At 43.4% G+C, this 12,284-nt stretch carries 9 protein-coding genes; 3 read left to right on the forward strand and 6 right to left on the reverse strand.

Features of this window, described 5'->3' with window-relative positions:
• Positions 1 to 86: 86 nt before the first annotated feature.
• From fis to mrcB, 5 genes are all read right to left on the reverse strand, one after another.
• The gene (gene fis, locus CXF69_RS14585; RefSeq protein WP_101206126.1) at positions 87 to 449 is read right to left on the reverse strand and encodes a DNA-binding transcriptional regulator Fis; all 363 of its coding nucleotides are present in this window, start codon (positions 447 to 449) and stop codon (positions 87 to 89) included.
• A 178-nt stretch (positions 450 to 627) separates the two neighbouring features.
• Positions 628 to 1,884 carry a DUF3426 domain-containing protein gene (locus tag CXF69_RS12380; protein ID WP_101206125.1) on the reverse strand — a complete coding sequence of 419 codons (1,257 nt, stop codon included), beginning with the start codon at positions 1,882 to 1,884 and terminating at the stop codon, positions 628 to 630.
• A gap of 171 nt (positions 1,885 to 2,055) precedes the next feature.
• Positions 2,056 to 2,982, reverse strand: a complete 927-nt coding sequence (prmA, locus tag CXF69_RS12385) for a 50S ribosomal protein L11 methyltransferase (protein ID WP_101206124.1) — start codon at positions 2,980 to 2,982, stop codon at positions 2,056 to 2,058.
• Positions 2,983 to 3,115: 133 nt separating this feature from the next.
• The gene (locus CXF69_RS12390) at positions 3,116 to 3,928 is read right to left on the reverse strand and encodes a tetratricopeptide repeat protein (protein WP_227522973.1); all 813 of its coding nucleotides are present in this window, start codon (positions 3,926 to 3,928) and stop codon (positions 3,116 to 3,118) included.
• 63 nt (positions 3,929 to 3,991) lie between these two features.
• Complete coding sequence (gene mrcB, locus CXF69_RS12395) at positions 3,992 to 6,496, reverse strand: penicillin-binding protein 1B (RefSeq protein ID WP_404944622.1); 2,505 nt, start codon at positions 6,494 to 6,496, stop codon at positions 3,992 to 3,994.
• A 437-nt stretch (positions 6,497 to 6,933) separates the two neighbouring features.
• Between mrcB and CXF69_RS12400 the strand changes: the two genes are divergently transcribed.
• Positions 6,934 to 9,732 (forward strand): heavy metal translocating P-type ATPase, encoded by a 2,799-nt coding sequence (locus CXF69_RS12400; protein ID WP_101206123.1) that lies wholly within the window; start codon positions 6,934 to 6,936, stop codon positions 9,730 to 9,732.
• Between the two features lie 119 nt (positions 9,733 to 9,851).
• Here the strand turns inward: CXF69_RS12400 and CXF69_RS12405 are convergent, their stop codons facing one another.
• Positions 9,852 to 10,574, reverse strand: a complete 723-nt coding sequence (locus tag CXF69_RS12405; RefSeq protein WP_101206122.1) for a Bax inhibitor-1/YccA family protein — start codon at positions 10,572 to 10,574, stop codon at positions 9,852 to 9,854.
• Between the two features lie 319 nt (positions 10,575 to 10,893).
• Here CXF69_RS12405 and CXF69_RS12410 point away from each other — a divergent pair, with 319 nt between their 5' ends.
• Positions 10,894 to 11,898 carry an NAD(+) kinase gene (locus CXF69_RS12410; RefSeq protein ID WP_166739233.1) on the forward strand — a complete coding sequence of 335 codons (1,005 nt, stop codon included), beginning with the start codon at positions 10,894 to 10,896 and terminating at the stop codon, positions 11,896 to 11,898.
• A 55-nt stretch (positions 11,899 to 11,953) separates the two neighbouring features.
• Positions 11,954 to 12,265 carry a YeaC family protein gene (locus CXF69_RS12415; protein ID WP_057759241.1) on the forward strand — a complete coding sequence of 104 codons (312 nt, stop codon included), beginning with the start codon at positions 11,954 to 11,956 and terminating at the stop codon, positions 12,263 to 12,265.
• Positions 12,266 to 12,284 lie beyond the last annotated feature (19 nt).

The following is a 12,284-nucleotide window of genomic DNA, read 5'->3' on the forward strand; positions in this document are numbered from 1 at the left end:
GCCGTATCATGATAGATAAAGCGACGAACGTTTGATTGCCATACATAATGATAGTCAATGATGATGGGTAAGCTCATATAACAATGCTACATTAAATCATAGGTCTTCATTTTTTTGCGCAAAGTGCCTCGATTTAGGCCTAATATCTGAGCACATTTGGTTTGGTTGCCTCTTGTTTTTTCTAGGACGACAGATAAGAGAGGCTCTTCGACTTGCTTCAAAATCAGCTCATATAAATCAGTGGGCATCTCATCTCCTAACATCGCAAAGTACTGACGTACCACACGCTCTACATGAACTCGTAGAGGTTGCTGCGCACTACTTGTATAGTGTTGACTAGCAAAATCAAAGCCGTGCGTAGGTGGTTGGTATTCGTCTTTATTATAATCGGCAGGGTGCTCAGAGCTTTTAGCAAAATGATTGGCATTATGCTGTGCATGAGGTGCCATAAAATAATATCCTTGAGATGAAGAAAAATTCTGATTGTAAGGGGTCAGAACCATAGTATATCAAATTAATATCGCCTAGCGCTGATAGATTCATCGTTATCTTAGCTATCACGGTTTAATTGAAAGTGAATTTACAGCGTGTTTTCTACTCAGACTTATTTATATATAACACTCTAATTTAATAAAGAGCGGTCATAGTAATGTCGCGAATTTGCGCATTAGCGACAGGGATAGTAAACAATAGCTGTCTATCTGTATTGGCCATTAACTGACTTTGCTTGCCTAATAAATAATCGTTTGGACCTGCAATAAACTCTCCAATAATCTTATCTTTACCATAAACGCTTATTTTTACATTTGGGTATAGTTGTGATTGCGGGCTCCCATTACTTAGAGTAGCGCCTATATCGCTAAATGTACCAGCAGTTTTGATCTGACTGCTTCTATGAAAGGTATTGCTGATAGTAAGGGCTGATAAGTCCGCACTGGGCAAGCTGCAGGCAGCGATAGAGCATATTGATTGGAGACGCTGAGCGTAGGCTGGGTTTTTGACTAAATTTTCTAAGTTAAAAATAACATACTGAGCCGCGAGTAGCAGTGTTAAGACCAAACAACCTAGTATCCATAATAATGATGCAATTGAACGTGTCGTTTGGGTTGGTGCAAACGGTAGCTGTGTTTTTCTTAAGCGATCGTCGGCAGCAGGGTCTTCATCTTTAACGGGTACTCCCATATCAGAGAGAAGCTGTGATAAGTCTGTATCATCTGGTGGTGTTTCTTCGTCTTGATTTTGTTCTTCTAATAGTTTTTGCAGCCATGAATTGTTATCAGTACTCTCAACATTGGCATGAATATCATTGGCCACTGCCGAGCTGAGCATGTCCTGTGTTGATGTTGATATTGTACTAGTAGATGGTTTCTTTGTTGATGGATTAGGGCTTTTGATAGTTTCTTTAGAAGGAGTCGCTTTTGGTTTTTCTGTGGTTGCTACGCTAGGACTGGTATTACTGGCTTGAGTTAACCATGCATCCATGCTATCTAATGAGTCATACTCTTGAACGTTCTCTTCTGGATCGTCTATATCCATATCATCATAAATTAAGTCGTCATGAATCAAAATATCAGATGATTTTTTCTTACTGATTGAAGGTGTAGGGCGATTTGGCACATTTTGAGGGTTATGCTGATTGCTACTAGTAGTCGCTTTTTGCTCGTTTGATATTGGTTGAGTTTGAGCTTTTTGTTGAGCAGGAATGTTTTTTTGTGATGTTGGCTTTTGAATGACCTCAGAATTTACCACAAGATGCTTATTGACCAAAAAACTTTGCTGGCACCGATCACAGCTGATGGTAGCATTGACTTGATTCAGTTGAGTTTGTCTAACGCTATAGCAAGCTTGGCAATGGGGGCATTGGGTTTTTATTGGTGTGGTCATAGAGGCGAATCCAAAAAAGTATGGTTATCAATACCGCTTAGCCACTCACCAATAGCTGCCCACAATACTCATTTTACTTATTTAATTTCGATGATTATGGGCAAAGACAGAGTGGCGTCAAATACATAACATTTGACTGCCCTCTATCGTAACAGATGTAATTAAATGTTGCTAGCTGGTAAATGTACCTGATAAACGCTGCCAATGTTGGTCTTCTTGCGCAGTAAAAGCATGCTTAGGATCCAGTGCAAAATATGCTTGATAAGCTTCAGTGACTTGCTCGGTTTGCGACTCAATTAAACCTGCCAAAACGATACGGCCCTTTGGCGCAATCAGTGTTGCAAAGTAAGGTGCTAAACCAATAAGCGGCTTTGCTAAAATATTGGCAACAATCACTTCTACAGGCAAAACGTCATGTTGCGAGCAATACTCTGTAAATTCTTCTGGCAAAAATGCCTGTAAACGATCGCCTACATTGTTGCGTACCGCATTCTGATTGGTAGCAAGTACCGCCTGCGGGTCGATGTCGACTGCATATACCTGACGTGCACCCAATAGCAAAGCAGCAATCCCTAGAATACCTGAGCCACAACCATAATCGATAACCACTTTATCTGTTAGGTCTTGCTCTGTTAGCCAGTCTAGGCATAGGCGAGTCGTAGCATGATAGCCAGTACCGAATGCTAAACCTGGGTCCATAATGATATTGGTGGCTTCAGGGTTAGGCGGCGTTAGCCAGTCAGGCACAATCCATAAGTCATTAGCACATTCAATAGGATGATAGTTGCTCATCCACTCGCGCTCCCAGTCTTTATCATCAACAGCCGTTAGCCAAATACGAGTAGCCTGCACTTGTGCAGCAATTTCATGACTTAATTGCTCAACCGCTTGACGACTGCCAGCATCAGTAGTCGCATCAAATAGTCCTGTTAGTATCACCTCATCCCAAAGCGGTGATTCACCTGGAAGTGGCTCAAACAAAGGTTGATCGCCAGCATCGTCTAAAGCTATTGATAATGCGCCTGCTTCTAACAAAAGCGCTTCAGCTAAGTCGACGTTTGATTTTTCGCATTGTAAATGCAGTTGTTGCCATGCCATAAAGATAACCTTAAGCGGAAATAAAAATAAGTGTAGGTGTTAGGGGTTGCCCTAGATAAATCTACATACAATGAAATTCATAATGTATATAGATGTTTCAACTAATGAATCTAAAATGTGCAAATATCAGTTATTAGCGCAATGCTTTTTTTGCTTCATTGACCACGCGTGAGTTACCCTGAGCTTGTCCTGATTGAAATATAACTTGCCATAGTGCTCGTCTACGATTGCTATCTTGAGAGACGCTAAGACCACGACGTGCCATCGCTTCTGCCTTACGAGGCTGGTTCTTTTTTAATGCTACTTGTGCCAAATAAAAATATACCGCTGATGACTTGGGCGCTAGACGCTGTGCACGGGTAAAGCTGCTCTCTGCATTGGTTAGATTACCTGCTTTCAACTGACTGATACCTACTTGCATCAAATTGCGAAATGCCGGCAGATTGCTATTGTTGCTGGCAGATTGTTGAGTACGTTGCTGCGAGTTTCTTCTAGCGCGCTCCAGTAGCTCATTATGTGACGGTACTGATGGTTCAGAGATTATATAGTCGTTACGAGAAGGCGCAATGATAACAGGTTCAGGCTGTGTTACTTCTGGAGCAGGAGGCGTAAATACAGGTGTCTCTTGCGTTAACGGATTTGGTGTTTCGGACTGTTCAACCGCATCGTAAGGCTCGGTTGGATAGTTGCTTTGATCATTTGCTTCCGTGATAGGCGCCCGAGCAGTTGTCGTTGATGGCACGGTCGGTTGTGACGTTGGTAATGTTTGAACAGGCGTGGTTTGCACTGTAGTCGACGTGCTAGGTGCTGTTTGACAGGCACTTAGGCTTAGCATGCCAACGATCGCGCTGCCTGCAAGTAATGTATTGTTTGACGTGATTTTATTGCGCCATAGCACTATGGTTTGTTTTACTGAAGTAGTTGTCCGTAAAGATGACACCATCATGTTAAAACCTTTTTTAAATATTAAAAGCTAAATATCAAAAACAGTATTAGAGCCATTCAACAGCTAGAACCATTCAACAGCACGGTCATACCAAGTATCAGCACGGTCTTCATCACCTTCACTTTGCTCGCTGCTACCTGCTGCATCATCAGATTCAACAGCTTCACCATTTGGAATCTCTAAACCTTCGCGGCGACGTTGTTGATTGATATCACCTTGCTGGTTCTGAAACTGTGTCTGTTCACGAGCACGATCTTGCTGATACAGGCTCAGCGCACAACTACTGGCTTCTTCTGGTAGATGAGCTGACATTACTGGTAAGTAGCGAGCGTTAGCGCAGCGTTCATTAGACAGTTTGCCTGAGTTATTCTCTAACCATAACCACTCGATACCTTCTGGCTCTGGTAGGGCAACTGGAGTCAGTTTTAGGCGTTTCATATAATCTACCCAAACTGGTAAGGCGCCAGTACCACCACTCAAACCAATCGGTTTATTATCATCACGACCAACCCAAACGACACTCACATAGTTGCCACTATAGCCTGCAAACCAAGCATCACGGTAGTCATTTGTCGTACCCGTTTTTCCGGCTAGGTTTAAATTACTGCCGAGTGATTGGGCGCGTCTGGCTGTACCATTTGAGACGACTTGCTGTAATGCATAGTTGGTCAAAAAGTTGGTTTCAGGTGGAATACTGCGCTGAGTGTTAAGCCCAGTACGCTGTAAAATACGGCCACGATCATCAATGACCGTACGGATACTGTGAATAGGAGTGCGGAAACCACCAGTGGCAAAGACTTGGTAAATACCAAGCATGTCCATCGGACTCAAATTAACTGAGCCTAATAATGCTGATGGGTAAGGTGGGATTTTTTCTTTGATACCCATGCGCTGTAATTGCTTAGCAAAGGTATTAACGCCGAACTCCATACCTAAGCGTACTGCCGCTTGGTTATATGATTGAGACAGTGCCGTGGTAAATGGTACATAGCCATGATCACGGTTGTCGTAGTTTTTAGGGTTCCAATCAGTACCGTCGTTTAGATTGACCGTAATAGGGGAGTCATCTACTGAACTGGCCAAATTGTAACGACCGCTCTCAAGCGCAGTCATATAAATGATAGGCTTCAGCAACGAGCCGACTTGGCGTTTGGCATCTACCGCGCGGTTAAACCCTGTAAATTCACTACCACTACCTACGACAGATACTAGCTCGCCAGTCTCAGGATTGGCACTCACTAACGCGCCTTGTAAATCCTTAGTTTTGCTACTATTACGGCGCAGTTCACCAAGTTTTCTATCAACGGCTTTATCTGCGGCCAATTGAGCGATAGGGTCTAGAGTACTGATAATAATCAGACCTTCGTTTTTGAGGTCGTCAGAATAGTAAACGGTATTTAGTTCACGTTTGACAATATCTAAGAAATCAGGGAACTGGCTTTTGCCTTCAGCAGGCTTATCCACGATGCCAAGCGGTTGCTTTAAAGCTTTGTCGTAGTCTTCTTGGCTCAATGTGCCCATGGTCAGCATGTTGTTAAGCACCACATCACGGCGTGCTTTTGAGTCGTTTGGGTTACGACGTGGGTTATAGATACTTGGGCCTTTTGCCATACCAACCAGCATCGCTTGCTGATCTAAGCGCAGCTCATTAAGTGGTTTGTCAAAATAAAACTGTGATGCCAAACCAAAACCATTAATAGAGCGATTGCCATTTTGACCTAAATAAATCTCGTTCAAATAGGTCTGTAAAATTTCATCTTTGCTGTAATGCAGCTCAAGTAGCACGGCCATCAATGCTTCATTGGCTTTGCGTTTGATGGTACGATCTGAATTGAGGTAAAAGTTTTTAATCAGCTGCTGGGTAATGGTCGAGCCACCTTGTCTGGCCCCACCAGTAAAGTTATTAATTACGGCACGGGCGATACCACGTACCGATACCCCTTTGTGCTCATAAAACGCGCGATCTTCGGTAGCGATTAGGGCATCAATTAACGGCTGAGGCACTTCGTCCAAAGACACAACCATCCGATCTTCATTGCTGTCGGGATAGATACCACCGATATTGACAGGCTCTAGACGAATGATACCGCTTTTGGCAGGTAGGGTACTTTGAATAGACTCTACTTTATTGCCAGAAATCGTCATTTTGATGACTTGCTCGGCATCTTTATCATTAGCACTATACGTAAAGCCGCGAGTGTGAATAAAGTAAGTATTGCCAGTCCGATGATAAGTACCTGTGCGGTCATAAGCCTTGTTGCTTTGATAATTAAGCAACTCTAGCCATGTCTTCATTGTATCTCTATCGACATTGGCGCCTTGATACAGCTCAAGCGGCTGCGAATACACTTTGGCTGGAATGTCCCAGCGCTTGCCCTCAAACTTATGAGTAATGGTGCGATCAAGTTTGATCAAATATAGCGCCAACAGCACCATGCCTGCGATGATGGTAATTAATAGCAGACTACTAAAGACCAAGCCGCGCTGCTGCGAGGGTAGCGTGTGCATAGCAGACTTAGATGACGCTGATAACTTGGTATTTGGTAACTTGTAATTAGGTTTTTGCACGGATGTCGCACCATTTTTGGATAAAAAACTGCCTCATAATGACGCAAATTGACAAATTTTTCAATCTATCATCGTCAACGCGGGCATTTATTGGTCGTAGGCCATGAGCGATGGTACTGCTCATAGCAATGGCTTATAGTATAATCCCTATTAAAATACCGATACTTGTAAGAAAGCGTCAGTCACTTTCAATCTGGTAGATAAACGCCATATAAGATAACAATTTACGATTGCCCTCACGATGTATTTTGTATGAATTCGCTGTTGCTAATTGTTTGCTATTAGCCGTTTGTTATGAATACTATGCTACTAACAGTAGTAATATTCATGTGATTAAAAACGGCTCTATTGCATGACGTACAGTACAGTCAATACGAGCAAGTTTGCTTTAAATGAATGCATTTTAAGCAAGCCTGTCAAAGGAAGTAAGCGCGACTATGTCTAGTATCCCATCATCAGTATCATCTGCTACCAATCACTCTTATGAAGACACTTCTATCATCGAAGGCTTAGTGCTTCCGCTGGCTGACCACTGCTTTCACTGCGGCGATCCCGTACCTCAGCCTCCGTTTTATGCTGAGATATTAGGTCAGTCACGAGAGATGTGTTGTATGGGCTGTCAGTTAGCTGCCCAAAGCATAGTAGAGGCTGGTCTTGAGCAGTATTATCTTGACCGATCGGAAATTAATCGTACGGCAAGTTTGCCAACTCAGCTGACGCGTCTTGAGGTCTACGATCATGACGAGATAAAATCACAGTTCGTTTACGCGCAAGATGGCATGTCAGTAGCAGAGCTGTCGGTTAATAACTTACGCTGTGCTGCCTGTACTTGGCTGATTGAGTCGCGTCTCGATGAGCTAGAGGGTATTGGTAAATGTCAGGTAAATCTGACCAACCAACGTATGCGGGTCATTTGGGATGAAAACAAATTACCCATCAGTCGCATTTTAGCGGTCATCAACGAAATCGGCTACGAAGCCAAGCCTTATCGCCAAGATACACACGAAGCCATGCTGGCACGTCATAACAATCAAATGCTATTGCGTCTCGGCATCGCTGCACTAGGTTCGATGCAAGCGATGATGTATGCCGTTGCGCTTTATTTTGGTGAGTATAGCGACATGTTGATATTCCAACGTGACTTTTTGCGTTGGGTATCTTTGTTTGTGAGTACGCCTGTATTTTTCTATGCTGGCATTCCTTTCTTTACCTCCGCATGGTCAGCGATTCGTGCCCGCCAAGTCAATATGGATGTGCCCGTCAGTCTTGCGTTGATTATTACTTTCTTTGCCAGTCTTTACGCTACCATCACTGGGCAAGGGGAGACATACTATGACTCGGTCAGTATGTTTATTTTCTTTTTGCTGGCAGGGCGTTATATCGAGCATAACGCACGTCTAAAAGCCGCAACTATGGCTAACGATTTGGTGGTCGTCGAGCCGGTATTGGTACAAAAAATCGCTGAAGACAAATCAGCAGCTGAGTATATTTTACAACTGCTAAAAGAAAATGAATATCAACAAGATAAAGCTATCGAAAATGAGGCTCAAAAGGGTTCGAGTGTAGCGGCTGAAGTCATGCCTGACTTTATGCAGCGTATGGATGCCAATATTTATCAGCTCACATCACGCATCGCTCAAGACTGGCAGCAGTCACGTAACCAACAAAATGCGCAATCACAGCCCGAAGGCGATATAGAGTCAAAGCAAATGGTCACCGCTCATAGTTTACAGGTGGGTGACATCATTTTGGTTGAGGCAGGTTCAGAGATTATCAGTGATGGTATCTTGCTAAGTTCTACTGCAACGGTGTCACAAAGTCTACTGACGGGCGAAGGTGATTTAATCATCAAATCCCAAGGTGATTACATCGTCGGCGGTGCACAAAATGACAGCCAGCCGTTCGAAATGCTAGTCACCGCATTGCCAAAGGACAGCCAGATAGGCTTAATTGATCGATTGATGAATCGTGCCATGAGCGAAAAACCCAAATTGGCGCAGCAAGCGGATAAGTTGGCACGTTGGTTTGTGGCGCGTATTTTAGTATTGTCAGTCTTGGTATTTGTCGGCTGGTATATCGTTGATCCAAGCCAAGCTATTTGGGCTACCGTAGCAGTCTTGGTGGCTACTTGTCCTTGTGCGCTATCGTTGGCGACGCCGATTGCCTTGACCGTCTCAACCAATCGTCTGGCAAGCTATGGTTTTTTGACGACGCGTGGACATACATTACAAACGCTAGCTGAAATCACGCATGTTGCTTTTGACAAGACAGGAACACTGACTTATGGTAAACCAAATTTATTAAATATCGAGTTAATCACATCAAAAAGTCAGACCGAATCTGATGGTTTATCATTAACAGCGCAAAAAGATACGCTCTTAGCAATTGCAGCTGCGCTAGAAGTAGGGAGTCGTCATCCAATTGCCCATGCGTTACTGACGGCGGCCTATCAGTTACATCTACCATCGACGCAAGTCGTACAGCATTATCCAGCGGGCGGTGTAGAAGCGATGATTGATGGCACTGTATATCGAATCGGTCATAAGAATTTTGCGTTAGACAGAACAGATAATAGCGCCAATGATATAGATGCAAACGATGATATAACCATCGATCTGGTAGCTCAGCGAGCCAGCTCAGCAGTGGTATTGTCTTATCAAAACACTGATAGCAAAAAATGGCAGGCGCTGGCATGTTTTTATTTCAATGACAAGGTACGTGATAGTGCGCAGTCGATGCTCGATACGCTTAAAGAACTAGGTATCGAGTCTGTTATGTTGACAGGTGATCCAAGCCCGCAAGCGTTAGTGATGGCTGAGAACTTGGGAATGCAATCTGCATACAACGGACTATCACCAACCGATAAGGTCAATCATATTCAGCAGTTGCAAGCTAACGGTGCTGTGGTATTGATGGTAGGTGATGGTATCAACGATGCACCAGTGCTAGCAGCAGCAGATGTGTCGACCTCGATTGCAGGTGCGGCAGACTTAGCACAAGTATCTAGTGATAGTATTATCTTAAATGGACAAATCGAGGCCATCACTGCGGCTAAACGTATCTCTGATAAGACGGAACGTATTATCAAGCAAAACTTCCGTTGGGCACTCGCTTATAATAGTATCGTCCTGATACCAGCGGCTTTAGGTTATGTACCACCTTGGCTTGCTGCAATTGGTATGTCGCTCAGTTCGCTATTTGTCGTATTAAATGCATTACGCTTAAAACGTGCTTAGTCTCTTTAAAAAGCATTTAATATAAACAGGTCTGTAAAGTTTGCTCATAAAAAAACCGCCTTCCATCAAATGGAAGGCGGTTTTTTCTATACAAAGATATTGTTAGGTAGCTCTTACAATTAGTCTTGTAGATAGCTTAGCAGACGCATAAATTCGATATACATCCAGACTAAGGTCGCAAGAATACCAATACTGAACAACCACTCGTAATCTTCAGACACACCCATCGCCACACCGCGATCAATATTATCGAAATCTAATAGCAAAGTGAAAGAAGCAATAACGATCACAAATAAGCTAAAGCCAATAGCGATAGCGCCACCTTCAAATAGGAACGGCAATGATGAGCCAAACGCTAGAGAAAGTACCCACTGTGCTACATAAACAAGCATAATGGCAATGACCGCCGAGGTCACGATAGAACGGAACTTTTCAGTAACCTTAACTAGACCTGAACGATATAGACCAAGCATAACTGCAGCTGTGACGAAAGTTGCACACATTGCAGTGACTGGTACTGTTGGATACATTCTCATGAAAAATAACGAGATGCCGCCCAAAAAGATACCTTCTAACAAGGCGTAAGGCACTGCCAAAGTCTTGGCTTTTTGCGGCTTAAAGGTAATAAAAAGCGCCAGAACAAACGCAGCAATCATGCTACCAAAGGCTGCCATCGTAATAAAACCTTGCGATAAACCTGCCATAAGCGCATAAAAGAAAAAGCCCACACCAGTAATGGCTGATAAACCAAGTAACAAGCTGGTCTTTTGAATTACACCCTTGACCGTCATTGGATTACCGCCGATCGCAAATTCTGCGCGACTGACAATAGGATTGGCCATACATAAGTCCTTAATAATAAAATATAAAAATAGTGATGTTAGTTACTTTAGCAAAACCGCCATTATTGTCAACTGTGTTTGCGTGACAACTGCTGCGGTGCAACCTCAGGCTGCTCATTTGCTAGTGCATCGAGCTACTGTATCGCTCAATACGCTAATTGAAAAACTGAACAGACAGATTTGGCTAAGTAAAACATTCGATAGCTTTTATATGGGGTCAGTTACGACAGTTAACAACGATAATTCATAAACATGCTAGTCTAAGCGCGCATTTATCGCTATCATTACCTTGTACTTCACCGTTATACCGAGTCGTTTTATGGAAAACTCAGCGCAGTCAGCAAGATTGCCACACTTACATGAATCAGAGCTATTCCACGCTATTAAAAATCCTGCCTTTAGGCGTATTGGTCTAATGGGCCGTGCTGGTAAACGTAGTGTCACTCAAAGCTTGGTACAGATTGCCCAAACCGTCAATGATATGAATTTGACGTTAATAATGGATGTACAAACGGCCAATTTGCCAACGCTTGACCTCACAGACATAGAAAGAGTCAAAATCGTCAAACGTGGTTTGATTGGTGAGATTTGTGATTTAGTTATTGTGGTTGGCGGTGATGGTTCGATATTACATGCTGCTGAAGCGCTAGCACGCTACCGTGTACCTGTATTAGGGGTTAACCGTGGTCGCTTAGGATTTTTAGCAGATGTAAAACCTAATGAAGCTGCGTTTAAGTTACGTCAAGTGCTGATGGGAGACTATCAACTGGACCATCGGTTTTTATTGACGATGGAGATACGAGAAGGGCGCAAAATTATCCATGAAGATATGGCGCTGAACGACATCGTACTGCACGCCGGTAAATCCGTACATATGATTGATTTTCAGATGAAAATTGATGGACATGATGTTTATAGACAGCACAGTGATGGCTTGATAGCAGCAACACCGACTGGCTCTACCGCTTACGCCTTATCAGGTGGCGGTCCAATCATTCATCCAAGTATGGACGCTATTTGTCTGGTACCGATGCATCCCCATACATTATCTAGTAGACCGATTGTGGTCAGCGGTAATAGTGAGGTTTGTATTCGTATTCATGAAGACAATCGTACTCAGCCGATGGTGAGTGCGGACGGTAAGCCAAGCGTGCCACTTGAGCAAGAGCAGCGCCTACACATTCGTAAGCATCCTGATAAGCTTACCTTGTTGCACCCACCTGGGTTTGACTTTTATGAGGCCTGCCGTACAAAGCTGCACTGGAACGTACATGCCGAAGAATTCAGTCTTGATGTCGATGATGATATTATAGACGATGAATAAGCGTATCTATTAGACCAAAATATGATACAAAAAATGGTAGTGGAGAGTAGGTAAGATGGATAAACAAACAATACTAGCAAGTCTAACGCCCGAAGTGGTTGATAAATTTCGTATGGCGATTGAGCTAGGTAAATGGCCTGACGGTCGTAAGATTACCGCTGAGCAGCGCGAGACTTGTATGCAAGCAGTGATGGTATGGGAGCATGAGCACCTGCCGCCAGCCGAGCGTACAGGTTATATTCATAAACCCGTAAAAGATGATGGTTCTGTCGTTGGCGCTGAATGTGACGTCGAGCACGAGCATCACTATCCTAATATGCCGAATCCTAAAGGCGCGGTACAGCCTGTTAAGTTTCGTGATAAATAGATTTATAAATAAGTTGTAA

It is taken from the genome of Psychrobacter sp. Choline-02u-9, assembly GCF_002836505.1.
Lineage (GTDB): Bacteria > Pseudomonadota > Gammaproteobacteria > Pseudomonadales > Moraxellaceae > Psychrobacter.

What these genes read in the sequence shown, in the direction of transcription:
- CXF69_RS12380 (WP_101206125.1), bottom strand. Translation starts at nt 1,884, where the DNA reads ATGACCACACCAATAAAAACCCAATGCCCCCATTGCCAAGCTTGCTAT.
- prmA (WP_101206124.1), bottom strand. Translation starts at nt 2,982, where the DNA reads ATGGCATGGCAACAACTGCATTTACAATGCGAAAAATCAAACGTCGAC.
- CXF69_RS12405 (WP_101206122.1), bottom strand. Translation starts at nt 10,574, where the DNA reads ATGGCCAATCCTATTGTCAGTCGCGCAGAATTTGCGATCGGCGGTAAT.
- CXF69_RS12400 (WP_101206123.1), top strand. Translation starts at nt 6,934, where the DNA reads ATGTCTAGTATCCCATCATCAGTATCATCTGCTACCAATCACTCTTAT.
- CXF69_RS12410 (WP_166739233.1), top strand. Translation starts at nt 10,894, where the DNA reads ATGGAAAACTCAGCGCAGTCAGCAAGATTGCCACACTTACATGAATCA.
- CXF69_RS12390 (WP_227522973.1), bottom strand. Translation starts at nt 3,928, where the DNA reads ATGATGGTGTCATCTTTACGGACAACTACTTCAGTAAAACAAACCATA.
- CXF69_RS12415 (WP_057759241.1), top strand. Translation starts at nt 11,954, where the DNA reads ATGGATAAACAAACAATACTAGCAAGTCTAACGCCCGAAGTGGTTGAT.
- fis (WP_101206126.1), bottom strand. Translation starts at nt 449, where the DNA reads ATGGCACCTCATGCACAGCATAATGCCAATCATTTTGCTAAAAGCTCT.